This is a genomic window from Pirellulales bacterium, assembly GCA_035656635.1.
Lineage (GTDB): Bacteria > Planctomycetota > Planctomycetia > Pirellulales > JADZDJ01 > DATJYL01.
On record DASRSD010000128.1, the window covers coordinates 1 to 25,897 of the forward strand.

At 56.1% G+C, this 25,897-nt stretch carries 23 protein-coding genes; 14 read left to right on the plus strand and 9 right to left on the minus strand.

Annotation, left to right across the window (positions count from 1 at the left end):
- Window positions 1–142: 142 nt before the first annotated feature.
- Window positions 143–889, plus strand: coding sequence for a hypothetical protein (locus VFE46_12040; protein HZZ28723.1), 747 nt, complete (start codon window positions 143–145; stop codon window positions 887–889).
- 65 nt (window positions 890–954) lie between these two features.
- Here VFE46_12040 and VFE46_12045 read toward each other — a convergent pair whose 3' ends face one another.
- The 3 genes from VFE46_12045 to bioB form a co-directional block, all read right to left on the minus strand.
- The gene (locus VFE46_12045) at window positions 955–1,689 is read right to left on the minus strand and encodes a hypothetical protein (GenBank protein HZZ28724.1); all 735 of its coding nucleotides are present in this window, start codon (window positions 1,687–1,689) and stop codon (window positions 955–957) included.
- Window positions 1,690–1,750: 61 nt separating this feature from the next.
- Window positions 1,751–3,346, minus strand: coding sequence for a DUF5060 domain-containing protein (locus VFE46_12050; GenBank protein HZZ28725.1), 1,596 nt, complete (start codon window positions 3,344–3,346; stop codon window positions 1,751–1,753).
- Window positions 3,347–3,488: 142 nt separating this feature from the next.
- Window positions 3,489–4,517 (minus strand): biotin synthase BioB, encoded by a 1,029-nt coding sequence (gene bioB / locus VFE46_12055; protein ID HZZ28726.1) that lies wholly within the window; start codon window positions 4,515–4,517, stop codon window positions 3,489–3,491.
- 202 nt (window positions 4,518–4,719) lie between these two features.
- On the opposite strand from bioB, the gene VFE46_12060 reads away from it, so the two are divergent.
- Window positions 4,720–5,280, plus strand: a complete 561-nt coding sequence (locus VFE46_12060; GenBank protein HZZ28727.1) for a PSP1 C-terminal domain-containing protein — start codon at window positions 4,720–4,722, stop codon at window positions 5,278–5,280.
- Window positions 5,281–5,294: 14 nt separating this feature from the next.
- On the opposite strand, the gene VFE46_12065 is transcribed toward VFE46_12060, so the two are convergent.
- The 5 genes from VFE46_12065 to leuC are packed head-to-tail and all read right to left on the minus strand — an operon-like array spanning window position 5,295 to window position 9,364.
- Window positions 5,295–5,798, minus strand: a complete 504-nt coding sequence (locus VFE46_12065; GenBank protein ID HZZ28728.1) for a gamma carbonic anhydrase family protein — start codon at window positions 5,796–5,798, stop codon at window positions 5,295–5,297.
- Window positions 5,799–5,803: 5 nt separating this feature from the next.
- On the minus strand, window positions 5,804–6,130 hold the full coding sequence (locus tag VFE46_12070) for a hypothetical protein (GenBank protein ID HZZ28729.1): 327 nt from the start codon (window positions 6,128–6,130) through the stop codon (window positions 5,804–5,806).
- A 35-nt stretch (window positions 6,131–6,165) separates the two neighbouring features.
- Window positions 6,166–7,284, minus strand: a complete 1,119-nt coding sequence (locus tag VFE46_12075; protein ID HZZ28730.1) for a hypothetical protein — start codon at window positions 7,282–7,284, stop codon at window positions 6,166–6,168.
- 53 nt (window positions 7,285–7,337) lie between these two features.
- Window positions 7,338–7,946, minus strand: a complete 609-nt coding sequence (gene leuD, locus VFE46_12080) for a 3-isopropylmalate dehydratase small subunit (GenBank protein HZZ28731.1) — start codon at window positions 7,944–7,946, stop codon at window positions 7,338–7,340.
- Complete coding sequence (gene leuC / locus VFE46_12085) at window positions 7,946–9,364, minus strand: 3-isopropylmalate dehydratase large subunit (protein HZZ28732.1); 1,419 nt, start codon at window positions 9,362–9,364, stop codon at window positions 7,946–7,948. Before leuC ends, leuD begins: the two co-directional genes overlap by 1 nt.
- A 107-nt stretch (window positions 9,365–9,471) precedes the next feature.
- On the opposite strand from leuC, the gene VFE46_12090 reads away from it, so the two are divergent.
- The 3 genes from VFE46_12090 to VFE46_12100 all read left to right on the plus strand — a co-directional run bounded on the left by VFE46_12090 (window position 9,472) and on the right by VFE46_12100 (window position 11,127).
- Entirely contained in the window at window positions 9,472–9,657 is a 186-nt protein-coding gene (locus VFE46_12090; protein HZZ28733.1) for a hypothetical protein, read from the plus strand.
- 75 nt (window positions 9,658–9,732) lie between these two features.
- Window positions 9,733–9,936, plus strand: coding sequence for a hypothetical protein (locus tag VFE46_12095; protein ID HZZ28734.1), 204 nt, complete (start codon window positions 9,733–9,735; stop codon window positions 9,934–9,936).
- A 171-nt stretch (window positions 9,937–10,107) separates the two neighbouring features.
- Window positions 10,108–11,127: a fatty acid desaturase gene (locus tag VFE46_12100; protein ID HZZ28735.1), complete on the plus strand. Its 1,020-nt coding sequence runs from the start codon at window positions 10,108–10,110 to the stop codon at window positions 11,125–11,127.
- Window positions 11,128–11,527: 400 nt separating this feature from the next.
- On the opposite strand, the gene VFE46_12105 is transcribed toward VFE46_12100, so the two are convergent.
- On the minus strand, window positions 11,528–11,791 hold the full coding sequence (locus VFE46_12105; protein HZZ28736.1) for a hypothetical protein: 264 nt from the start codon (window positions 11,789–11,791) through the stop codon (window positions 11,528–11,530).
- 362 nt (window positions 11,792–12,153) lie between these two features.
- Here VFE46_12105 and VFE46_12110 point away from each other — a divergent pair, with 362 nt between their 5' ends.
- From VFE46_12110 to VFE46_12150, 9 genes are all read left to right on the plus strand, one after another.
- Window positions 12,154–13,809, plus strand: a complete 1,656-nt coding sequence (locus VFE46_12110; protein ID HZZ28737.1) for a HEAT repeat domain-containing protein — start codon at window positions 12,154–12,156, stop codon at window positions 13,807–13,809.
- 56 nt (window positions 13,810–13,865) lie between these two features.
- A complete protein-coding gene (locus tag VFE46_12115; GenBank protein HZZ28738.1) occupies window positions 13,866–14,306 on the plus strand; it encodes a hypothetical protein in 441 nt (146 codons plus the stop codon).
- Window positions 14,307–14,516: 210 nt separating this feature from the next.
- Window positions 14,517–16,316: a BBP7 family outer membrane beta-barrel protein gene (locus VFE46_12120; protein HZZ28739.1), complete on the plus strand. Its 1,800-nt coding sequence runs from the start codon at window positions 14,517–14,519 to the stop codon at window positions 16,314–16,316.
- Window positions 16,317–16,726: 410 nt separating this feature from the next.
- A complete protein-coding gene (locus VFE46_12125) occupies window positions 16,727–18,763 on the plus strand; it encodes an HlyD family efflux transporter periplasmic adaptor subunit (GenBank protein ID HZZ28740.1) in 2,037 nt (678 codons plus the stop codon).
- A 40-nt stretch (window positions 18,764–18,803) separates the two neighbouring features.
- Window positions 18,804–19,748: an HlyD family efflux transporter periplasmic adaptor subunit gene (locus VFE46_12130; protein ID HZZ28741.1), complete on the plus strand. Its 945-nt coding sequence runs from the start codon at window positions 18,804–18,806 to the stop codon at window positions 19,746–19,748.
- A 73-nt stretch (window positions 19,749–19,821) separates the two neighbouring features.
- Window positions 19,822–22,056, plus strand: a complete 2,235-nt coding sequence (locus VFE46_12135) for a hemolysin D (GenBank protein HZZ28742.1) — start codon at window positions 19,822–19,824, stop codon at window positions 22,054–22,056.
- Between the two features lie 84 nt (window positions 22,057–22,140).
- Window positions 22,141–23,130, plus strand: a complete 990-nt coding sequence (locus VFE46_12140) for an SDR family oxidoreductase (GenBank protein ID HZZ28743.1) — start codon at window positions 22,141–22,143, stop codon at window positions 23,128–23,130.
- Window positions 23,131–23,298: 168 nt separating this feature from the next.
- A complete protein-coding gene (locus VFE46_12145; GenBank protein ID HZZ28744.1) occupies window positions 23,299–23,850 on the plus strand; it encodes a hypothetical protein in 552 nt (183 codons plus the stop codon).
- A gap of 250 nt (window positions 23,851–24,100) precedes the next feature.
- Window positions 24,101–25,882, plus strand: a complete 1,782-nt coding sequence (locus VFE46_12150; GenBank protein ID HZZ28745.1) for a serine/threonine-protein kinase — start codon at window positions 24,101–24,103, stop codon at window positions 25,880–25,882.
- Window positions 25,883–25,897: the final 15 nt, after the last annotated feature.

Genomic DNA, 25,897 nt, shown 5'->3' on the forward strand with positions numbered 1-25,897 from the left:
TGGACGAAATGAAAGCCGAAATGGCCACGACGAGCGAGTAGCGCTCTTCTGTCCCTCCGGGAAAAATTGACAGCGCCCTATCATATGCGACATACTGGCGGTCTCATCTTGATTTCAACGTCGGTCGACTGAGGAACCAGCCATGAACCGTCAACTCATTGTTTTGCTTACTGCTTGGTGTATCGGCGCCGCGATTCGTTTGTCCGCGGCTCCCTTTCAAGATTTGGATTTTGAGCAAGCCACCATTCATTCGCCGCCAGCCAATTACGTTCCCAATGGTAATGCGATCGGTTTAAACCCTATCAGTGCGGCCGCGGCTTTCCCATTTTGGACTGCCCAGGAAGATTCCACCATTTGCACGGCGGTCTGGGGCGGAGGTGGCGCTTTGGACGAAACCTCGGTGGCGCTGCTCGATGCATCCGGATTTCCCAAACCAATTGACGGAAACTATAGCCTGGAACTTTCCGCTTACGCAGACGCTCCATCAGGCTCAGGCTTATATAAGGCTTCCTCCATCTCACAAACGGGCGACATACCGGCCAATGCCAAATCGATTTTGATCCTGTTGCGCGGCGTTGGGCCGCCGGCAAATGTTCGGGATGTTCCCACCGTTACGATCAACGGCAACGTTATCAACATGATCACGCTGTCCAGTTCCAGTGGAGTCATGACGATGGCCGGTGATGTTAGTGCATTTGCAGGCACATCTGCCCAATTCACGATTCAAGCTGCCGGTGTTTCGGGCCAAGGCACTTTTCTGGCCGAAGATTACATCGACATTGATGACATCTCTTTCTCTCCCAATCCAGTTCCCGAACCCGGTGCTGTTTGTCTGGCATTAGGATGTGTTGGAGTCGTCTTGCTGCGTTTCCGCCGGAATGCGGCGTGAACAGTTTCAATCGATAAGTCGGCGCAAGCGGTCGTCCGCGAACATCACTTGCGCACAGGCAACTCTCAGACGCTGCTGGAATGCATCAGCGAAAGAACCTTTAAGCCGTCTTCTAATAGGGCGGCGGTTTCCGGGGGCGGCACGCGCTTCGACGTTTTATAAAGTAGCAGCCGATTGCCAGTGCCCTCGGTGCTCCAGCCTAGGTTTTGCTCGTAAAAATCCAGAACTGGCAAAGTAAATAAATCGCGAACGGCGTCCACATCGCTGCCGCGAAGCAGATATTTGCTGTTGAATTCCGGGTGGTTGTCGAACTCGATGCTTTGCTTTCCAAATAAAGTGCCCAGCTTGCTCCACATTCCTTTGGGGCTAAGCGTAAAGTCGGGCAATGTCAACGCCTCTGCCTGAAAGCCGATTACCGATTGCCGCCAAATTGTCGAACTGCGGCCGCCGCCGGTGACATATTTGTAGTCGAAAATATTTACGGAAATGCTTTGTGAATTGCCGCGCAGCAGATTCGACAGCTCCTTGCCGTGGCCGAGTTTCATCAAGGGCATGTCGGCCAATGATTTTTGATAATCGGAGTTTCCCTTGGAAAAGAACTCGAAACCGAGTTGTTCGGCGGCCTGCCGCAACCCGGCGACGCGCTTTTTCCGCGATTGCGACGAGGTAATTAAACCGATCACCATGACCACCACGAAAATGCAAATCAAGAACACAAACAATACCTGGGCATTTCCTCCCCGGCCTGCAGCCAAAAGTAAATTGCCGCCCACGTGCAACACAACGCGATCCTTTGCCAATTTGCTCCTGCCGCCGGTGAAAACTTTCGCTACGTAAAAATAGCACGGCAACGGCCCGCGGTTAATTATTTTCGTGAACCCGCGTAATTCGTAGTGCGATATACGGCTTGCCAGGCAACGTGATAGTGGCGTGGCTGGGGCAGTTATAGCGATAGGGTGTTTCCTTGGCCACCTCGAACTCGCCCGGCACGGGAGCAATGGTCATGTTCCAGGCGTCGATGATTTCGGCGCGAAATTTCATCGGCAATTGCGACGGTTTGGAAATGGGGAGCGAAAACGTCCATTCCTGCGGCGCCTCTTTCCCGAAGTAGACGAGATAATATTCGTTTGGCTTGCCGGCGGTGCGTAAATCTTGCCACTTATCGATGGGGTTAATTCCCTCCGGCGGTCCGGCTTCCACAATTTTTTTCAAAAAACCGATGCGCGGCGGACTTTCTCCCCGCAATACGCCGCCGCTGGCCCAGGCAATTTGATCGTCCGAATGTTGGTATGTTTCGCCGTGCGTGGCATAGGTTCCGGCCATGATGGCCACCCAAAACCGATGCACCATTTCTTGCGGCGTTAGGTTGCCCCAGCGCACCGGCAAGTCGCCTTCGTACTTTACTTCGTCATAAATGATCGGCTTGCGATACACGTCGCGCAGAATTTCGGCGCGGCCAATATCTTCCACGGCCGATCCGTTTTGGATGCTGGCATGCGTCACCAGCGGATTGGTGTGGTTGTAAAGCACCGCGCAATTGTGAATGGAGCGCAAATGGGAATACGGATCGTCGGCCGCCACGATTTCAAAAAAGCGGTTCCAATCGCTTTCTTTTTTTTGCTTGAGCAAATCCCACTCGTTGGCTAGCGACCACCACACGTTGCGATACGCCGCCAGCCGCGCCACCACGTAGTGCAAGTATAAATCGTCCGCTGCGGCCGGCATTTGGTCGAAGCCCCAATGACCCTTATCGTAGGGGTGAAATAAAATGATGTCCGCCTCCACGCCCCGTTGGCCCAGTTGCGAAATGCACTGCTCCAAGTGCTGGAAAAACGCGGGGTTAAACCGCGTGAAATCCCATTGGTTTGGCGGAGTGCCTACATACGGATACAACGCCGGTTCGCGATGATTGTGGTCGTACCACTTCGGGAACAAGCACATCCGCACTTTATTGAATGGGTTTTGTGCCAATGTGGCGAGCGTTTGCCGCTGTAATTCCTCGGTTTGATGAATCCAGGCGTAACACGTGGTGCCAAACGGAAAAAATGGCGTGCCGTCGGCATACGCGAAATGATACGTGTTGTTTACATGAACGGGTCCATGGTTGCCGCTGGCCGCAGCGACAACCGTAAAGGCTCCTTGCTTGCCATCCAGTTCGGTTCGATTGCTGTGGGTAATGTATTCCCACGTGCCTGGAGCATTGGGCATGAAACGCACACGGTAAATGCCATCGCCGTCGTAGAACCCGTGAACAGTGATGGGTTTATCCAGTGAAGAGTCCTTCAATTTGGAGGGCTGAAAGCTGGCCGACAATTGAACTTCGACAAATGGATTTCCCTCCACTGGGCCGGGCAATTCGACTTCAAAAATTCCCCATTGTTCCACCGGCTTGGAAGCAGCCGACGGATTCCCCAGCGGCTCGGCTGCAATAGCCGCCCGAATTATGCCTGCCGCCACGGCAACTAGGAATAAAATTCGCCGGCAAGGGAACTCTGTTACCCCAAAGCTAAAGCACGAAGTTGCCATAAATCGTGGCCCGATGTTGCGCCGCGCGCTGAAATCCCCCGGCCGAATCCACAACGCGAATTCACACCATGCCTTAGCGTCGATCACCGGTAATGGTGAAGCCTAGCTCTTCAATCATTTTATAATCGGCATCCGGGGCTTGCCCCTTGGTCGTGAGATAATCTCCGACAAAAACTGAATTAGCAACATACAATCCCAGGGCCTGCAAGCTCCCCAAGTGAATTTCGCGTCCGCCGGCAATGCGAATTTCGGTTGCCGGATTCACCAACCGCATCAGGCACAGCGCTTTCAAACAATAGCGCGGGTTAAGCCGCTGTGGGCCGGCCAGCGGAGTGCCGTCGATCGAGTTCAGAAAGTTCAACGGGATCGATTCCACCGCCATGTCGCGCAGCGCAAAGGCCATGTCGACCACGTCGGCATCGTATTCGCCCATGCCAATGATTCCGCCTGAGCACAGTTCCAGCCCGGCGGCCCGCACCGCCTGCAATGTATCGACCCGATCTTGCCAGGTGTGCGTAGTGCAAATTTCCGGGTAAAACCGCTGGCTGGTGTTTAAGTTGTGGTTCACTTTGTCGACGCCACAGGCTTTCAGCCGCTGCGCTTGCTCCGGGGTAAGCAAACCCAGGCATGCGCACACGTTCAATCCGTACTGGGCTTTGATTTTGGGCACAATGTGCTCGACCGCTTCCATCTCGCGCTCCGAGGGTCCACGGGCTGAAATGACCAAGCAGTAGGTGCTGGCACCACGCTCGTGGCATATTCGGGCGGCATCGAGCAGCTTGCTTTCCGAAATCAGGTTGTAAACCGGAATTTCGGCTTGCGATACTTTCGATTGCGAGCAGTAGCCGCAATCTTCAGGGCAGAGGCCGCTTTTGGCGTTCATCAAAAAGTAGAGCTGCACGGTCCGGCCCCAGTGACGCTGTCGGATTTTGAAGCAGGCGGCGATGAGATCGAGGAGTTCTTCATCGGGCGATTTCAATACCGCCAAGGCTTCGTCGCGGGTAAGTTGGTGGCCATCAAGAACGCGCTGCGCCAACTCTTGCCAGGAGTTTGCGGCAGAAGCCGATGTTATTTCAGTCGAAAATACAACAGGTTGGGGCATAAGAAGAAAGCGAAAAATTCAAGTAGGGGTGGTCACGATTTTTTAGCCGTGCGGCATGCGCGCTGGCGGCCATAAATGGCACAATGCTGCTTGCACGTTCACCCAGTATGGTCGCAAAACATGCCGAGTGAAAGGTGAAAGAGCCACCCCGCGGCTTAAAAATCGGCTTGGCAATGGGAGCCGGGTGACCGACAATGAGGATATGTCACGACAGCATTTTGTACGCGTGGGATTGATGGGGCACGTCGGGCGGTTTACGTCCGTCGATGCCGTGGCCTATCCGCGCGCAAGCCGTGTGATTGTGCGCACCAGCCGCGGATTGGAAACTGGCGAAGTGCTTGGCCCGGCCGAGGAATCGGCAGCACGCGGCGCGGGCGACGGTTCCATTCTGCGAGGCATGACCGTGGAAGATGAACTGCTGATATCCCGGCTAGAAAAGAACCGCCAAAAAGCGCTGGAAGCGTGCACGCAGCGGCTGGCCGAGCGGAGAATTTCGGCGACCTTGTTTGATGTGGAGCACCTGTTCGATGGCCGCTCATTGTTCTTCTATTTTCTGGGTGAAGTGACGCCGGAAATTGAAGCGATTACCACCGAGCTGGCTGAGGTGTACGATGCCGCCGCCGAGTTTCGCAAGTTTTCCGAAACCCTGGCCACGGGCTGCGGGCCTGGCTGTGGCACGGAAGAAGCAGCGGGACATGGCGGTTGCACATTGTGCGCCACGGCCTGCGCCGTCGCCGGAGCTTGCGGCACAAAGCGCAGATAATCAAACACCGCTAATCAAACACCGCGGTATTGCTTTGCCTGTCCTACGTAACGGCTGGCGGTTAATTGGAGTTGATCGAGTTCTTCCGGCGTAACCGCGCGCACCACCCGAGCAGGAATGCCCAGCACCAGCGAGCCGGGAGGGATTTGCGTTCCCTCGGTGACGACCGTGCCTGTGCCAATGATGCTGCCTGTGCCAATGCGAGCACCGTTCATCAATACCGAGCGCATGCCCACCAGCACATCGTTTTCGACCACAGCGCCATGAACAATCGCGCCGTGCCCGACCGTTACGCCCGCGCCAATCGTGCAGGGGAAACCTGGATCGGCGTGCAGAATGCAACCATCTTGAATGTTGGTGCGTTGACCGATGCGAATGGCTTCGGTGTCGCCGCGCAGCACGGCATTGAACCAGACGCTAGATTCCTCGTCCAGATGCACATCGCCAATGACAATTGCGCCAGCGGCAATGAACACGCTTTCGTGAGCCAGCTCGGGGCGAAATTCGATCCCTGGCATGGTGGTCATTCTCCGACAGTCCCCAACGATGCCAATAGCTCGCTCATTTCTCCTGCGGCGTGGGCATTGGCCTGCCGACGGGCTTCCTCAATTCCAGCGCGGAGCGTGTCTCGCGCTTCAGGAATTCGATTTAGCTTCACCAGTTGCTGGGCGGCCATGAAAAATGCCGGGACGTAAGGCGCAGAATCGTTCTGCAATTCCCGCAATCCGGAAAGGCTGCGCTCGTGATCGCTTTCCTTTTCCAATTCCATGGCCAGGCTGTAACGCAGGAATTGATCGGTCGGCTCCAGCGCCAATAAACCTTCAATTCGGCTACGACGAGATTCAGGCATACGTTGTAATTCGCTTCCGCCGTTTCGAGGTGGGTTTACAAATCGCCGGTAATTTTGAGCAGCTTTCCCGATTTCGCGCTGGAGTCGTTCTTTGCGCTATCGCCGGCCGGCCCGAGCGCGGTCGCCCATAAGGTGCTGTCGGTTCCGAAGGTCATTGCCGACGGTTGCTCCAGCGCCGTCATTTTGACTGCCTTCACGCCCGCGCGGTCGTCCACTTTGCCGGCATCCAAGCGATATAGCCCATCATCATCCGATTTGCCTGCCGAGCGAGTAATCGCATATAACCGGCCATGCTCGGGACTGTACGCCAGGGCCACAACGTCGGTCAGGGCGAGCGGCATGCTCGTGAGCAAGCTTCCGTTTCGCAATTGATAAAACGCCAAGCTCGCGCCGGAATGTGCATCATCGGCGGGAGTTTGGACCGCCACGAGCAGGCCATGGGGGCTAACGGTAGCGCAAATAATTGTGGGCGATTTGTTCGCGGCGCCGGATTTGAATAATCCATGAACCGAGTCAATCGAGTCGTGGTTTTTGCCCAAATCTGCTTTGTAAATGCCGGCCTTATCGTCGCCCCGCCGAGCGGCAATCAACAATGCCGATGACGAGAAATCGAATAGCGCCACGCTGAAACCGTTGATCTCACCGCTGTGAGCATTAGCGCCGGTGAAGATGGCGATGGACTTGCGATTGCCGGCGGTGTAGCTCAGTGGCTTTTCTTCGGCGGCCGACCCAACCGTGGGCAGCTCGAACGCGCTAATTGCGGCTTCTTCGTGATCGTCCTGAATGGTGCTGCTTACCGTGGCCAGCGCATTGCGGCTTAAAAATGCCAATCCCCATAAGCCGCCGCTGGCGGCATTTGCGGCAGCAGGGGAGGCAATGGGAAAATCGATTACGGCTGGTGCTGCTTTTTCCGCGTGGGCAGGCGAAAAGCGCAGCACCTGGCCGGCGCCGCAATCGGCAATATAAACGTACTCGGTTTCTGGCCGAACGGCGACGCTGCAGGGATGGTTTAGCCCACCGAGCACCGTTTCCACTTTGAGATTTTTCTTGGCTTCGCTCGTGTCCGTTCCTTTGGCGCCGTCCGCCCAGGCCGCGGCTGCGCTCAGCAGCCATCCGGCGACAACGATCAACCGAAATAACGATTTTCGCGGCATCGCCTGGTATTTGTCTCGCGCAATAAAAACGGAAGTTCTGGCAGGCGTGGCAGTCATTGGGCGGCAACGGGCCTCATGCCCTGCTGTTTTTCGAAGGCGGTAATAGTGTCGACCTGTTGCAATGTCAGGCCAATGTCGTCCAGGCCGTGCAACAAGCAGTGGCGACGGAAGGCTTCTATTTCAAATGGCAGCGACAGACCATGCTCATCAGTTAAGCGGCATGCTTCCAAATCGGCCGTCAGCTTGTAACTAGGGTATTTAGCGCAGCGAGCAAACAAATCGTCCACGGTGACTTCTGGCAACACGATTGGCAGCATGCCGTTTTTGAAGCAGTTGTTGTAGAAAATATCGGCAAAGCTGGGGGCAATGACCACGCGGAAACCGTAATCGGCCAGCGCCCACGGGGCATGTTCGCGGCTGGAACCGCAGCCAAAATTGCGCCGCGTCAGCAAAACACTTGCACCGCGGTTTTGCGGCCGATTCAATTCGAACTCGGGATTGTCTGAACCGTCGTCCTTAAACCGCCAATCAAAAAACAAGAACTTTCCGAAGCCCGTCCGTTCAATCCGCTTGAGAAATTGCTTGGGAATGATTTGATCGGTGTCGACATTAGCCCGATCCATCGGCGCGACCAAGCCTGTGTGTTTGGTGAAGGATTGCATTATTTTTTGTACTCCCACTGGCGAATGTCGACGAAGTGGCCGGCGATGGCGGCGGCGGCGGCCATGGCGGGGCTGACCAAATGCGTGCGGCCTCCCTTGCCTTGGCGGCCTTCAAAATTGCGGTTGCTGGTGCTGGCGCAACGTTGGCCGGGAGTGAGAATATCGGGGTTCATCCCCAGGCACATGCTGCAACCGGCTTCACGCCAATCGAAGCCGGCCTCTTTGAAAATGCGGTCCAGGCCTTCCTTTTCCGCTTGCTGTTTGATTTGCCCGCTGCCGGGCACGACCATCGCATCGACCGTTTTGGCCACGTGGTAACCGCGCACCACGGCGGCGGCGGCCCGCAAATCTTCAATCCGGCTGTTCGTGCAAGAGCCGATGAACACCCGGTCCAGCCCCAGCGATTGCATCGGTTTGCCCGCCTCTAAACCCATGTACTTAAGCGATTGAGCCGCAGTTTTACGTTCATCTTCGGTTTTAAACTTGGCTGGGTCGGGCACACTTTCCACCACGGGCACAACCTGACCGGGATTCGTGCCCCAGGTAACTTGCGGAGCAATGTCGGCGGCATTGTACACTTCCACGCGGTCATATTTCGCGCCGGGATCGCTGGGAAGTTGCCGCCAACGAGCAACGGCTGCATCGAATTCGTTTCCTTGCGGCGCGAATTCGCGCCCCTTAATGTAGGCAAAAGTGGTTTCGTCGGGCGCAATCATGCCGGCCCGCGCGCCGGCTTCAATCGACATGTTGCAGACAGTCATACGCTGCTCCATCGAGAAGCTGCGCATGACCGATCCGGTGTATTCGATGACGTAGCCCGTGCCGCCGTCAGTGCCGATTTGCCCAATCAAATACAAAATCACATCTTTCGCTGTCACGCCGCGGCCCAGCTGGCCGTCGACGCGGAGTTCAAAAGTCTTGGGTTTGGATTGCAGCAACGTTTGTGTGGCCAGCACGTGCTCCACTTCACTGGTGCCAATGCCAAAGGCCAGGGCGCCGAAAGCTCCGTGCGTGGCCGTGTGACTGTCTCCGCAAACAATGGTCATTCCGGGCTGCGTAATGCCCAGCTCGGGGCCAATGACGTGGACAATTCCTTGCTGCGGACTGTTCAAATCGTAGATGCGAATGCCGAATTCGCGGCAATTGTTGCGGAGCGTGTCGATTTGCTGCTTGGAAATGGCGTCGGCAATCGGCAGCCGGCGATCGGTGGTCGGCACATTGTGATCGGGCGTGGCCACCGTCAACTCCGGCCGCCGCACCTTCCGGCCTGCCAACCGCAAGCCTTCAAACGCCTGGGGACTGGTGACTTCGTGAACCAGGTGCAAATCAATGTACAGCAGCGTTTGCTTGCCGGGCTCGGCATGCACGACGTGTGCATCCCAAATTTTTTCGAACATGGTGTGGGAAGCGGCGGACATAATGTGCTAATAAAAACTGTGGGTTGGAGTTAGAAATTTGTGTGTGAAAAAGGACTCTAATAAGTATATCCCGAGAGAACGTGGGCTGTAAGTTACGAAGTTAGGCCATGGAACTTGGAATTTTGGCAGTGATTTTTATTTTCCGAACAAAAGGAATGAATTTTCGCCGCACGCACCAAAAATTTGCAAGGAATCCGCCATGCTTCCGTGGTGAGCGTGGACAAAACGGTCTCGGTTTAGGTTCGTTTATGTTCATTGTTGTTCGTTTTTGGATGCGAAGCTGGTGTGCATGACTAATGGGGAATGGAAAAAGCAGAAGGCAGAAAGCAGAAGGCAGAACAAGACGAATGACCAATGGGGAGTGGGGAATGGAAAAAGCAGAAAGCAGAAGGCAGAACGTGGAAAACAGGAGTAAGACGGAAGTGAAACGCATCTGCCCGGAAGCCTTTCCTAGAACCGACCCAATCGAGCATCAGAAAAGTGCAGAAGAAGAATGGAAAAATGCCATACAGGATGTCTCTGGCGGAGTGCCAATGGCCGTCAACTGCGATGAACACCGTGGCACGAAATAAAAATGCTAGCACCCACACGCTGCACAGTAGCAAAAGGCGTGGCCCAATTTCTAGTGCTGACGGGAAAAACCCTGTGGCCAAATCTCAGGGTATCGCGTGGCCACTTTATCCGATAGGATAGGCACATCATTTCCCGCGCGGTCATTCGACTTTTTTTTGAAACATCGCTTGATGCCCAGTACCTTACTTCCAGATTTAGACCGGGCGGTTCGCAACATCGCGCCGACTCACGGCGTTGCACGACCAATCGGCACGCGCCCGGCGCGAATATTCACGGGTTACGCCGTCGCCATTGTGCTCATTCACTTGTTGTGCTTGCTGATTGTCGTGCCTTGGCTTTTTAGTTGGACGGGCGTCATCCTGCTGGTGTCGGGTCACTACGTGTTCGGCATGTTGGGAATGACTTTGTGTTATCACCGGTTGTTAACGCACCGAGGACTTGCCTGCCCGAAATGGTTCGAGCATTTTCTAGCGATATTGGGAGTATGTTGCCTCCAAGATTCACCTGCCCGGTGGGTGGCGGTACATCGCAAGCACCATCAGCATTCTGACGAAGAGCCCGATCCGCACAGCCCGTTGGTGGCATTTTTGTGGGGTCACTTGGGTTGGCTGTTGATCGAAAATCGAGAGTTGAGCCAGGTCTCGTTTTACGAACGCTATGCCCGCGATATTTTGCGCGATCCGTTTTATTTGTGGCTCGAGCGAAAGCTGCGATGGCTGTGGGTGTATGTGGCCCACGCGGCATTTTTCTTTCTCGCGGGGCTGGCCGTCGGGTGGATCACGACCGGTCGCTATCTGGGAGGAGTGCAGTTTGGCGCGAGCCTGTTGGTGTGGGGAGTATTTGCCCGCACCGTGTTGGTGTGGCACGTGACCTGGTCGGTCAACTCCTTGACGCACTTATGGGGCTACCGAAATTATGCAACCGACGATAACAGCCGCAACAATTGGCTGGTCGGGCTGTTAGCGCACGGCGAAGGCTGGCACAACAATCATCACGCCGACCAGGTATCGTCCGCACACGGGCACCGCTGGTGGGAGTTGGACATCACCTATCTGACGATCTGCTTTCTGGAAGCCGTCGGCCTGGCCACCAATGTGGTCCGGCCCAATGCGATGGACGACGGCTTTGCACAAAAAGCCCTGCTGGCACAAAAAAGCGGCCGTCTGCACAAAAAAGCTTTTCCCAAGTAATTAGTGCATTTTCGCGCTAGTTGCTTGCCCCCGCGCGCCAGAGCATCAAGCCGGAAAGTGGCAGACCTAGTGCTGAGCCGATTACACCGGCACGAAGCTGACGCAATCTCTGCCTGATTATTGATGTGCTGGGAACACCACGATGCGGCAAACCGGCGGACAGCCGACCGGCAACGTCTAGGCAATCTTGCTGCCCGCATGGTAGCCGAGAGGCGGGGATTGGAAAAATCGAAGCGCGGGTGGAAGAAAAAGGAGCCGTGAGGAATGGCGCGACTGACGGAATCGCGCGCACGATTTTTTAGGGAAAGGCTGCCACTTACAATTCAGGCACCCTCACCCTCACCCTCTCCCATCAAGGGAGAGGGAAAGAAGGCCCGAGAACAGCCAATCGCTGCGTCGATTAGGACGCTGCGACACCCAGAGTTTTTTTCCAATCGGCATCGTAAGGCCGAGAAAAAATCAACTGGACTTTTTCCGCACGTTGTGGGTCCGGCCGGCTTAAGACTTCGATCGCTTGGAGCGCGGCCAAGATGCGTGGGTCGTTATTTACGCTTCCGGTAGCACGATCGATTCGATCCAACTGCGCCGCCACCTGCAGCAACCGGGCGCGCAGTTCCAAGAACTCCTGCTCTAGCACGGCCGGGGCATCCAGTAGGATCGGCATAATCGTCAGCTCCCGAACACTAAGGCGGTCTTTAGGCACATTGATGCACTGCATTCTATCAAACCGGCACGGCCACTCACCAGGCAATCCAACATGGGAAAACCGATTCTACTAATCCAAGCGTCATGCCTGCCGCGGACCAAGTGTACGCGAAGTATGCTTACCATAACGGATAAATGGGCAAGGCGCACCGCTGGTTGACTGGTCATTGACGGCCGCCGCTGGCCGTGTCGGATTGCTCACAACCGTGGGGCAGGAAAGCAGAAAGTGGATCGAGGTTAAACCGTGTCAGATCGGGTGTTTGCACCCTGCGCCCGTTCGTTCAGAGTGCCCTTTGCCCCAGCGTTTTTTGTGACTGTGGAATGCTTCGTCGCCCGACCCCCAAAAACTCCCCGAAGACGGACTTAAGCATCACGTTCGATGTGCTGTGGAAAACGCACAACGAATCGGCCGTGGAGCTGCTGTTGCATGCGCTCGATAGTCCCCTGAAGCCGATTCGCGACGGCGCGCTAGAAAGCCTGCTCAAGCGCCGCACGACCTTGGGGAATCAGGAAATCATTAACCGGCTGGCAACCTTGGACGCCGGCGCGCGGGAAATTGTAGGCGAGTATCATCGCTATTTGGGCCGGGGACTGCGCGATTCCATTCAATCGGCCGATCCCAAAGTCTTTGCCACAGGTTGCGCAGCCACGCTGGAGTTCCACGATTATGACATGCTGCCCACGCTGGTTCATACGGCAGAAGACGAAACGCATCCGCACCGTGATTTAGCGGCTCAACACGTGCTGAAATTGGCCGAGTTGCTCTACGACGAACTGGCGACGGGGCAGAGCACCTCAGCAGGGCGCGATCCGCCCTTAATGCGCAAGCACATGCTGCACAGCCTGGAGCAATCGCTGGCTCGGTTGCCGCAGCATAAGCGGCCGGAAATTGTCGAGGCGTTATTATTGCTGGCTCCGCGCGAATATCCGGCGCTGCAAAAAATTCTGGCCGACCCCATGCACGTGGCCTATCTCAGCGTCATCGATTTGCTAACCCACAGCACGCGCGGAGGAGTCATCCGGTTGGTGCTGAGCTTTCTGGACGATCCGCAAGCTCCTTCGACGGTCATCAAATTGTTTGGGCGGCGCAGCGACAAGCTGTTTTTAGAGCATTTTTTGCGAAAAATCGGCTCGCAGCCCAGTTCCGTAATGACGCAAAATTTACACAAGATCGAAACCATTTGCTGGATGCAGGACCACGTGAGGCTGGTCGATCAACTGGAAGAAGCCGTTCAAGGCGGGTCCGTGCAATTGGCTTTAACGAGCAACATCAGCCGGCATACCAAGTTCAAGCTGATCGAGCACCTGGTGCGGTTTGGCAAACCGGCTGGTCGCAGAGCCGCGGCTTTGGCGCTGGCAAGCTTTCAGGGCGCGGAGGCCAACCAGCTCGCCCAAGAAGCGTTGCAAGACCCCGATCCGCAAGTGCAGGCGCACGTGTTGGTTCAAATTCGCTCGCGCGGCATTACCGGCGCATTGCCGCTGTTGCTTTCGATGCTCGACAGCCAATACGAATGCATTCGCAATGCCGCGCGGCGCAGCTTGGAAGAATTCTCGTTCGATCGGTTTTTTGCGGCGTTCGACTCGTTGGACGACCATGTTCGTCGCACAACCGGCCCCACGGTGCGGAAGGTGGATCTCACTGTTCCGAAACGCTTGCAGGAAGAGCTGGACGCCCGCTCCCGGACCCGCCGCATTCGCGCGGTGGCAATGGCCTCTTCCATGGGATTGGTGCCGCAATTCGAAACACAAATTATTCAGCGGCTAACCGACGAAGATCATTTGGTCCGGGCCGAGGCCGCCAAAGCATTGGCACAATGCCCCACCGACCATGCTCGCCGGGCGCTTTTGGCTGCACGTCACGATCGGAGCATTGTGGTTCAGGAAGGGGCCGCTCAAAGTTTGCAGCATTGGGGGTTTGATTCCATGGTCGAAGATTTATTGGCCGCCGACGCCGTTGCAGCAAAGGAAAAGCTGTAGCCATGAACCGACATTCCTCGAGCGAAGCGAAGTGAGATGGAAGTAACGCCACTGCCATGATTGTTTTGCATTTCACAAAACCGATGGCGAGCATGTGCCTACTGGCGCTGGCCTTGCGCGACCACGCAGGCCATTTAGAACTGGGCAATTGCTTCCTGTTGCTGCTTTTGCTAGCTGGCGGGCTGTGGGCGGCATTCGCCATTTGGAAGCGGTGGTATGGCGTTTGGTCGGCGAATCATCCTAGTAAATTGTTTGAAGCATTGTGCCGAGCCCACAAACTCGATCGGAATCAGCAGCGGTTGCTAGTCCTGTTGGCCGAATGGCACCGCTTGCCGCACCCAGGCGCTATGTTTCTTAAGCCCGAGCTCTTGGAAGCCAGCCATGTTGGACCGCAATTCGCGGCGCACATGGCTCAAGTTCAGGCATTACGACAGCGGTTGTTTGGGGCCGGTACTCAGGCAGAAAATTCTTCCCAGTCTACCCAAAATCTTTCTTAACCATACCGATTTTACCGTGTTTAACACCAGTGCGGCATTTTCCAATTGAGTTGACTGGCCGATTATACCGATGAAAGCGGTGGTAAGGGGGGTTTGTCTAGCGCTTTCGTAGCGCTTGGTCGGCGATCTCCCCGCACCCAAGGCACAAGCTCCAGAGCCGTCGAGCTGTTCGACGGAAGGGCTTCTGCTGTTCGTTAGGGGGAACCATCGATGAGCCGATTTTCTCTGGCACTGGCTGGAATTTTGTCGACCGCTGTGGCGACGATTGCCAGTGGGCAGTATCAGCAACCGTATCCGATGTATGGCCCCGGCCCAATGTCGCCGGCCGCTTACGGACCTAACGGTGCAGGGCCAATGTACCCGCCGGCCATGTACGGCCAACCGGGAATACCGCCGGCGGCTTATGGCTATGGTGGAAACGGCATGCCTGGTGGAATGCCCGCCGCTTACAGCTACGGTCCGATGAACGGCGGAGGCATGTATCCAATGCCCAATCAGGCGATGTACTCCGGGCCGGGATCTGCCGGCGCATACGGACCCGGCCCGATGGCGCCGGGAATGTATCCGGCAGCGGGCCAAAATCCGCAGGCAGCGAGCGCTTCAAACTCGAATCAATTCAAGAGCCAAACGCAACCCTCGGCGTATCCCAATGAATATCATGGACCGCAGGGGGCCGTTGCGAAGGCCAATCCGCCGCCCATGAAACTTCCGCCAGGCGTGCATACCGAAAACGGATTGCTGTTCTACAACGGCAGCGCCCGGGGCGACGTTAATTATCAACAGTATTCTGACAAAAATTCCGGCAATCCCAACCGCTTGGTGTCTTATCAGGCGGATGCCGAAGAAGGCGCGGGTTCCAACTCGCCGGGCAGCGTAATGACTCCGGGCGCCAACCTCGGCGGACCCGGACCTGGCGGACCCGCACCTGGCGGAATGCAAATGGGTTACGCTGGTGGCGCTCCCGAAGGGAATGAAGGTTATGGCCCCGGCCAGCCGTGCGACAATCAATGCAACGATGGCTACAAAGGCTGCTGCTGCGGTTGTTGTAACTGGCTCTACAATTTCTGTCACGGCTCGATGTTCCCGGGAAAAATGGGTTACGTGTGGAGCGCCGGCTGGGATAACCTGGCCATGACACGCAATGCTGGAACCAATCGAAATTTGGTGTTCCTCGATAACTTTGACGGTACTTACACGCCCGTGTTCAACTCCAATGAAGAAAAGTTTCAGTGGGACTACGGCGGTCGATTGCACATGGAGTTGATTGGTCCTAGCGGCATTACTTATCAGGCCACGTATTCCAAAATTGCCACGTATGTATCGCAGCAAACCGAGGGCGTCATCGACATAGGCGGCAATCTCAACATTGCGCCGGGCGACCCATTGCTGGGCGGCCTAAGCACCGTACCGGGCTTTTTCGATGTCGACCAGGTCTTCTTGAAGTACACCAGCTCGATTCAGACCGGCGAGCTGAACATGATTTTTCCCGTGGGCAGCTTCGAGTTCGTTACCGGCTATCGCTACATGCAAATTGACGAAACCGCGCGGATCGACACTATTTCAACGGTCACGACGCCGGCATTCATTGACGACAGCAGCTTGAACCGCATGAACGGCGGACAAGTTGGCTTGTTGGGCCGGTGGGAAATGTTTGGCCTGATCGATTTCGATTTCGATGCCAAATTTGCTGTGATGGCCGACTCCGTGACGACATCGCAATTTGCGATTGATGGAGCTACAGGCACTCCGGTCCCGCCCAGCGGCGTGCCCGAGGTTGCCGACAAAACCCGCGTGGCCTTCGTGACCGAGCTGGGTTTGCAAGGGGTGATTCCGCTCGGTTCGTCGTTCAGCTTCCACGCCGGCTATAACGTGTACTTTATCGACCATGTGGCGTTGGCGCCCGATCAATTCGACTTCATCAACATTGTGGCCGGCGGCCAAACCAATGTGAACAATCACGGCGATTTGGTCGTACAAGGTGTAAACGTGGGGATGACTGCGGTATGGTAAAAAATCCTAAGGGCTGCCGCATCCGGTTGCGCAAAGTTTGAACAATAACAGCTTCTCGGCCCGGGCTTGCCAGCGCAGCTCGGGCCGAGTTCGTTGCTGAGGGGCGCTGCAATGATCGACTGCTCTGCTGGCTTGCCAGCGGGCGCTGCGTCAGTGGATGGCAGATGTCGTTGGCCGTTGACCCCTGTCAAACAGGCACTCGCCCGGAAAATGCGTGGCCCGTAGCGAATATGCCGAATGTCCTGCCGATCAAGACCTTGCGTCTACGGTCAACGGAGCGGATACTAAAAATGGTAGCCGGTACGTCGAATGCACTAGACATTCGGGCACCGAATTCTTACGCCACCTTGGGCGGCGCTACATTCCTCCACCTTTGACAAACTGACCCCGGACCCCCAGACCGTCCCCGCATGAGTACCGAACAATCGTATCAGCCCGAAATGGTCGATCAAACGCGGCAGCAAATCCGCGGGTTGGTCTCGGAAATCGAGGGGCTCGCCCGGGCGGAGGTTTCGCACGAAGAGTTTTATGAGGGGTTTCTACACCGTGTGGTGGCGGCACTGGCGGCCGTTGGTGGCGCAGTGTGGACGCTGGATGACGAAGGCCGGCTGACCCTTAGCGCCCAAATCAATTTGGCCGAAACTCGCTTGCACGAAAGCGAGGAAGAACAGCAACGCCACGGCAAGCTGCTGCGGAAAATTCTTTCCGGCGGGCAAGGCGCCGTTGTGCAGCCCAAGTACGTGAACGCGGAGGACGATTCGGCCAATCCCACCGACAGCTTATTGGTGCTGGGAATTCTGAAAAGCGATACGGAAACCCGCGGGCTGGTCGAAATTTTCCAGCGCACTGGCGGGCGTCCGGCCGTGGAGCGCGGTTATTTGCGGTTCGTGATGCAGATGTGCGATCTGGCGGAAGATTTTTTGAAGACCCGCCAATTGCGGTTGTACACCGATCGCCAGGCCATCTGGGCGCAACTGGAGCAATTTACACGGCTGGCACATGGCAGCTTGGAGCCCCGCGCCACGGCCTACACGCTGGCCAACGAAGGGCGGCGGTTGATTGACTGCGACCGGGTGTCGGTGGCCATTCACAAAGGGCGCAAAAGCAAAATTGAAGCCGTGAGCGGCCAGGAAACTTTCGACAAGCGCTCCAACCAGGTGACGCTGCTGGGAAAGCTGGCCACGGTGGTGGTCCGGGCGGGCGAGCCGCTGTGGTACACCGGCGACACGCGAGATTTAGCGCCCCAAGTGGAAGAGGCCGTGGAAGCGTACGTGGACGAATCGCATTCAAAAACCGTCGTCGTGTTGCCGCTGGCCAAGCCGCATGATGCGGAGGAGCACGAAGTCGAAAACGCTCCGCCGCACAAGCCGGAGTACATTGGTGCGCTCATTATCGAGCAAATTAACACTGATGGCATTCCCACCGCCATGCGCCGCCGGGTTGACGTGGTGTCCGAGCATGGCTGCACGGCGCTTTCGAACGCGCTGGAGCATAACAGCTTGTTTCTGATGCCGGTGTGGCGCACGTTGGGCAAATCACGATTGCTGGTGTCCGCCCGCACGCTCCCCAAAACTTTAGCGGCGATTGTGCTGGTGGTGGTCGGCATCGCTTCGTTGTTCTTTGTGCCGGCGGAATTTCAACTGCACGGCAAAGGCACGCTGGAGCCCGTCGTCAAGCGAGACATCTTCACGCAGACCGATGGCCAGGTCGTCAAGGTTTTGGTGAAGCATGGTGAAAACGTAAAAGCCGGCGATGTGCTGGTCGAGCTGCAAAACGATAAACTCGAAGAACAACTGTCCGAAAAAATCGGCCAGGAAACGGCCAACGAGCAAAAAATTCTTTATTTGGAAGATGCCGGCCACGATGCCCGGATGAGCGCCCAGGAACGCGCCAAAAACGAAGGCGATCTGGCCGTGGCACGGGCAAATCAAAAAGATTTCCGCAGGCAGCGGGAGCTGTTGGAAGACGAAAAGAAAAAATTGACGGTGCGCAGCCCCATCGACGGCAAAGTAGTGACCTTCAAACTGGAGGATTTGCTCGCCAACCGTCCCGTGGAAAAAGGGCAAGTGTTGATGACCGTCATCGATCCGACCAAGGACTGGGAACTGGAAGTGCTCATGCCGGAAGACCGCATGGGGCACATTAAGCGTGCCCAGCGCGACCTGCACAAAAAAGATTTGGACGTGATCTACATGTTGCAGCAGAATCGGGGCAGCTGGTTGCACGGCACGATCAAGGAGGTGCAGGAAAAGGCGGAAGTGGAAGGAGAAGAGGGCAATACCGTCAAGGTGCTGGTCACCATGAACAAAGCGGATTTGGACCCCGATCTAATTACCAAAGGGGCGGGGGTCTCGGCCAAAATCGATTGTGGCCGCCGGAGCTTAGGCTACGTGTGGTTCCACGACGTATTAGAATTTATCCAATCGAAAATCTTATTCCGCTGGTAAGTGGCGACAATTCTTCGGCGGTTCACGACGAGGCTATCTCATGCGAATTATAGTGCTGACCGTTTCCGCTTGTTTGGCCTTGGCGGCGCTGGCTTGGGCGCAGCGTCCTGCCGCTTCCACCACGGCTTCCAATGCTCCTCCCGCTTCCTCAGGCGCCACTTCGCAGCCTGGTACGGTTACCCTCGATCACAGCGAGGTCCGTTTGGATGAAGAGGCCCAAGTGCCGGCGCAAGAAGCCGGCGTGTTGATGAAAATTGAAGTGCACGAAGGCGATCAAGTGCCGCTGAATACGCTGCTGGCTCAAATTGATGATGCTCAAGTGCAAAAGCAACTCAAAAACGCCACGGCAGAATATAACGGCGCCGCAGAAAAATCGAACAGTGACATTGATGTCCGCTATGCCACCGCAGCCTATGAAGTCGCAAAATTCGAATACCTGCGCTGCTTGGAGGCAAACAAAAAGCAGCCGTTGGCCTTTTCCGACGTGGAAATGGCGGAAAAGAAATTTGCCGCCGATAAAGCCAATCTCGCCATTGAGCAAGCCGGCAAACAACACATTGTCGATGGATACACCTCCGAAGCCAAAGAGGCCGAAGTAGATCTGGCCAAAGAAGCCATCAAGCGCCGTAAAATTACCTCGCCGATCGAGGGTGTTGTGCAGCAAGTTTACGCTCATCTCGGCGAATGGGTAAAACCGGGCGACGCGGTGGTGCGAGTCATTCGCATGGATCGCCTGCGCGTGGAAGGTTATTTGGACAAAGATAAATTCAGTCCCGGCGAAATCGCCGATCATCCGGTCGTGGTGCAAGCCGAATTAACCAACGGTCGCAAAGTGCAGTTTCCTGGAAAAATTGTGTTCGTCGATCCCGAAGTTCGCGGCGAAACCGAGTACACGGTTCGCGCCACGGTCGACAATCGCAAAGAGAACGGACAGTGGCTGCTCCGTCCCGGCATGCCTGCCGCCATGACCATTCAATTGAAATGACCAAGCGCGAATGACCGATTGAAAAACCAGCCGATTGGTCATTGGTGCTTGGCCATTCGTCATTTGCCTACCTATGCCTAGTCTTGCCGACAGCTTAGTTTCCAGTTCTGCTCGGCCGCTGGCGATTCGCAAGCGGCCCGATTTGGAAGTTACGCGCCAGCGGTACCAAGGACGGCAATATTGGATTGTGAAAGATCCTGTCGGGCTGAATTATTTTCGTTTTCAAGAGGAAGAATTTGCGCTGTTGAATTGGCTTGACGGGCACACCAGTCTCGACGATTTACGGGAACGATTTGAGGAAGAATTTGCGCCGCAAAAAATCACGCTGGAAGAGTTGGGCCGCCTGATCGGCATGCTGCATCAAAGCGCGCTGGTGATCGCCGCCGTGCCGGGGCAAGGAAAGCAGCTGCTGAAGCTGCGGTGGGACCGCAAAAAGCGCGAATTCTGGGGCGCGGTTTCCAATCTCCTGGCGATTCGCTTCAAAGGCATCGACCCGGAACGGTTTTTCAATTGGCTGCATCCCAAAGTCGCTTGGTTTCTCAGCACGCCTGTCGTTTGCCTTTGCCTGTTGATGTTGGTTTCGGCCTTGACGTTAGTGCTGGTCCAATTTGACACGTTTCGGGCCAAGCTGCCGGAGTTTCATCAATTTTTTGGCCCGCACAACTGGATCGTGTTGGCCATCGCGATGGTTTTTACGAAAATTTTGCACGAGTTTGGCCACGGTCTTTCCTGCAAGCATTTTGGCGGCGAGTGTCATGAATTGGGCGTGATGTTCCTAGTGTTGACTCCCTGCCTGTATTGCAACGTGTCGGACTCATGGATGCTGCCCAACAAATGGCATCGCGCATTCATTGGCGCCGCCGGCATGTATGTCGAAGTTTGCATCGCCTCCATTGCCACGTTCATTTGGTGGTTCAGCCAACCCGGCTTGCTGAACAATGTTTGCTTAAGCACGATGTTTGTTTGCTCGGTCAGCACGGTAGTCTTCAACGGCAATCCGCTGTTGCGCTACGACGGCTACTACATTCTGGCCGACTTAATGGAAATTCCCAACTTGCGTCAGAAGGCCACGACGATTCTCAACCGAAGGCTGGGTGAATGGTGCTTAGGGTTGGAGCAGCCCGAAGACCCGTTCCTTCCCACGCGCAATCAGTTTTGGTTTATGCTGTACTCGGTGGCGGCCTCGCTGTACAGCTGGTTCGTGATGCTTTCGATTTTGTATTTCTTGCTGCGCGTGTTTCAGCCGCATCGTTTGGAAATTTTCGGCTATATCATTGCCGCGGCGTCGATCGCCAGCCTGGTCGGTCGACCCGTGTACAGCATGGGCAAATTCTTTTATGTTCCCGGGAGGATTGATGAAGTGAAAAAGCCCCGTTTTTACGCCACTTTAGCCATTGCTGTGAGCGTGCTGGCGGTCATTGTTTTCATGCCATTCCCCTACCACGTGTTTTGTACGCTGCACGTAGAGCCGCAAAATGCGGATTCGGTCTATGTGGATGTCAGCGGCGTGCTGGACTCCCAATACGTGCATGCCGGCGACATCGTGCAAGCCGGCGCGCCGTTGGCCGATTTGAAAAGTTCGGATTTGGAATTAGCCATCGCCGAATTGAACAGTCGCCACAACCAAATTCTGGCGCAGCTCAACGCCCTGCGAATGCAGCAGCACGACGACCGGAAGGCGGGCGATATTATTCCTGAAGCGCAAAAGCAATTGACGGCGATTGAAGAGCAACTAAGTAAAAAGCAGGCCGAGGCGCAACGCCTGCACTTGGTGGCCCATCGTGCGGGCGTGGTCATTCCGCCGCCGTCCGTTCCTAGTCATCCCTCGACCGATGGCAGACTAAACGCTTGGGAAGGCACGCCGCTGGACGAGCAGAATTTAGGCGCAACGCTCAAGCCCAACACGCTATTTTGCAAAATTGGCGATCCTGAAAAATACGAAGCGGTGCTGGTGGTCGATCAGTCCGAAATCGATCAAGTATTTGCGGGGCAGCACGTGAAGATTATGCTCGATGAACAACCCGGCGTCACGTTGCACAGCCAAATCGCTGAAATCTCGAGCGATCCGATGAAGGTGGTTCCCAAAGCGCTGTCGAGCAAAGCCGGCGGCAGCTTGGAAACGAAGCCAGACGAAAGCGGAATGCTCCGACCGGCCAACATTTCCTACGAAGCCCGTGTTCCGCTGCCTGACGACAACGACAATTTGCTCACCGGGCTGAAAGGGCAAGCCAAAATCGACGGCCCGTGGCATTCGCTGGGCTGGCGCGCCTGGCGATTCCTGCAAAACACCTTCCATTTCAAGTTGTAGCATCTGCCCCTGGCGGCGGTTGTAAGGTAGAATTCCTGGGGAATACAACCACCAATCACCTGTCAGCCATTCACACACACTCGCATGCGTAAAGTTCTTGTCACCGGCGGCGCCGGCTTCATCGCGTCGCACCTGGTCGATGCTCTGGTTGAACGCGGCCTGCAGGTCCGCGTGCTTGATAATCTTTCCACCGGCCGGTTGGAAAACCTGGAGCAATCGCGCAATAAAATTGACTTCTTGGAAGCCGATTTAACCGATCCTGTTGCCGTTGCCCGCGCGGTTTCGGGAATGGATTGCATTTTTCATCAGGCGGCCATTGCCTCGGTGCCGCGCAGCGTGGCCAAGCCATTGGAAACCCACGCGGCTTGCGCCACAGCCACGCTTACTTTGTTGGATGCCGCTCGGAAGGCTGGCGTGCGCCGTGTGGTTTACGCGGGCTCCAGCAGTGCGTACGGCAATTCCCCCAAACCGAGCAAGCAAGAAACGGATTTGCCGATGGCCATTTCGCCGTATGCGGCGGCGAAGCTTGCCGGCGAATTGTATTGCCAATCGTTTGCCGCCGTCAGCGAAGTGGAAACCGTCGCCTTGCGTTATTTCAACGTGTTCGGCCCCCGGCAAGATCCCAACAGTGAGTACTCGGCTGTCATTCCGAAATTCATCACCACCATGCTCGCCGGCAAAGCGCCCACAATTTTTGGCGACGGTAAGCAATCGCGAGATTTTGTGTTTGTGGCCGACGTGGTGCAAGCGAATCTGCTTGCCGCCGAGACAGACGTGAAAGAGGTTTCTGGGCACGTGTTCAATGTCGGCAGCAGCAGCCGAGTAACGCTGCTCGATTTAATTGCTCAGCTAAACGAGCTCTTGGGCACGCACATCAAGCCTAAACTCGAAAAGGAACGCACCGGCGACGTGCGCGAGAGCCTGGCCGATATTTCGCAGGCCCAAAAGCATTTGGGTTACGAGCCCAAAGTCGATTTTGAAGAGGGCCTAAGCCGCTCGATCGAGTACTATCGATCGCTGGTCAAAAAGCCCGCCGCTAAAGCAGCAGTGGGCAAAGCGGTGGTCAGTAAATAGGAATGTGCAGCGTATTCTACAGGTTCATCGGCGATAAAACCGCAGACGTTTGCCGCTGCTGTCTGCTGGCGGGCAAGAAATCTTCACAAAATCCGCATTCAATCTTGCTGGCACCGCTAGCCGAACTAGGAATAGAGACGCGCTGAACATCCGCCAGGGAGGGCTCCGGTGTCTGCGGCTAGCGGCTGGAATGTGTTTTCATGGTGCTGGTTAACGCGTCCCAAGAGCGACCGCGCGCTGTACCGGCTGATTCGTAAGAACAAGCCGCGAAAAATCATGCTGCTGGGTTTGGGCGATGCCGTGCGGCCGCGGCGAATGATCTCGTTGGCACAACGGTACCAAGCAGCCCAACCAATTGATTTCGCCGGGATTGATTCGTTCGATGCCCGACCGGCTGGAGCCACGGCATTTTCGTTGAAAGCCGCCCATCAATTGTTGCGGCCGACGGGAGCCAAAATCCACCTGCTTCCTGGAAATCCGCACGAGGCGCTTCCCCGGGCGGCCAATCTGCTGCATGGGATCGAGCTGGTGCTGATTTCCGCCGATCAAGATGCGGATTCTCTATCGCGTGCCTGGTTCTTTCTGAACCGGCTTTTAGCCCCGCAAGCCACGGTGTTGCGGGAAGAAATTCGCGAAGAACAGCCGCAGCTAACGCCCATTTCCAGGGCCGATTTAGACCGCTTGGCAATTGCCGCATCCCCCCGCCGCCGGGCGGCTTAAGCAGGGGGTTCAGCAGGTTTTTTTTCGCCATTTCTGGAAGTGTCTAGCAGACAATTTCGGTAAGCGGCGGGAAATGCATTGCAGGATCGATCTTTGAGTTAAGTGGTTACAGAGCCCAGCTTGCGCTGAAAAAAGACACTGTCGCCAGCCGCTTCTCGCCGGAGTATGATAAATGTCCCGCGGCGGGAGCTTTCGCCGAACCGCCGCTTGCAAAGAACTGTCATCAGGTCAATGGCGGAGGATTAGCGATATGTCTGATTCATCCAATCATGCCACGGTGGTAGCGTCCCCGCTGCCGCTGTTGGGCTCTAGTGATTCGCATAGTGGGCCCTGCTGCCAGGTTGCCATGTGCCAGGGTAGTAGTCCGCACATGTCGAAGGAAACTCGCTCGCTGTTGCGCGGCCGGCTGCGAATGGCGGCGCTGCTGTTGGGCGGCGGCTTCGGCGTGTTCTTCTTGCGGCAATTGATCACCGTCAATTACCACAGCGCGGAAGAAATGTTCTTGCTGTTGTTTCATGGGATAACCACGCTCTGCTTGTTGCTAGTCGGCGGTCGCTTGTGCCAGAAGTGCACTTTTTCGTTGGCGAAGTTGCGCGCGGCCGAACTGCTTATTTTCGGCGTGCCCATGTTGTTTTTCATTACGCTGCAGTGGTTGGAAATCCGTAGCGGCAACAAGTTTTTAATAGGCGTTACCGCGCCCTGGATGCTGCTGATTCTCACGTATTCGCTGTACATTCCCAACACGTGGAAGCGCGCCGCCTGGGTACTGGGCATATTCACCCTTGCTCCCACAGCCATTTGCATTGTCGCCGCCGTCACGATCCCAAATTATGCTCAAGATGCCCACGCGTCCATCATCTCCATGATCTTCATGACCATGGTCCTGGCCGCAGTCATTGGCGCCTGGGGCGTGCACACTATTAACCGCTTGCGGCGGGAAGTGTTCGAAGCCAAGCAATTGGGGCAATACAAGCTAAAACGCCTGCTCGGCGCCGGCGGCATGGGCGAAGTTCACCTGGCCGAACATCAATTGATGAAGCGCCCGGTGGCCATCAAGCTGATTAAGCCCAGCAACGCGGCCGATCCCACGTCGTTGGCCCGTTTCCATCGCGAAGTGCAGGCCACGGCCAAGCTCACCCATTTGAACACCATCGAAATTTTCGATTATGGCCACACCAACGACGGCACGTTTTACTATGTGATGGAATATTTGCCCGGAAAAAGCCTGGCCGATTTGGTCGAACAACACGGACCCATGCACCCGGCCCGAGTGGTGTGGCTGCTGGAACAAATTTGCGGCGCGCTGGCGGAAGCCCACGGTTTGGGATTGATGCACCGCGACATTAAGCCGGGCAACATTTTCGCCGCGGAACGGGGGGGCGTGTACGATGTCGCCAAGCTGCTCGATTTCGGATTGGCCAAGCCGCTGATGAACACCAATGGTGATGTCACGCTTACGCAGCAAGGTTCGATTACCGGTTCGCCGTTGTTCATGTCTCCCGAACAAGCTGCTAGCGACGGCGAGCCCGATGCGCGCAGCGATATTTACGCGTTGGGCGCGGTGGCGTACTACTTGCTTACCGGTCATCCGCCATTTGAAGGCGACAATGCGGTAAAGGTGCTGTTGGCGCATGCGAACAAAACCGTGACGCCGCCATCGAAATTGCAACCTGACATTCCGGCCGATTTAGAGCAGATTGTGCTGCATTGCCTGGAAAAGAAGCCAGCCGATCGATTTGCCGACGTGGCGACTTTAAGCGCATCGCTGGCCCAATCACAATTGCACGGCAAATGGACTGCCGCCGACGCTCAAAAATGGTGGCAGGAAAACGGCGGGGTCAGCCGTGACGGCACGCCGACCATCACGGGCGCCTCAGACGGCACCGTTCGCGATGGTGAAGTCACCAGCGGTCCGCTACGCGCTGCGAAGGCTGTGGCGGGCGCCAACGGCTCCAGCACACGCGGCTCTTCCGATGCCACTGCCGCCGAAGTTACCCAAGAGAGCGCTAGTCGGGGTGCGTTGGTAAGCTAGAAAGTGCAGCACAAC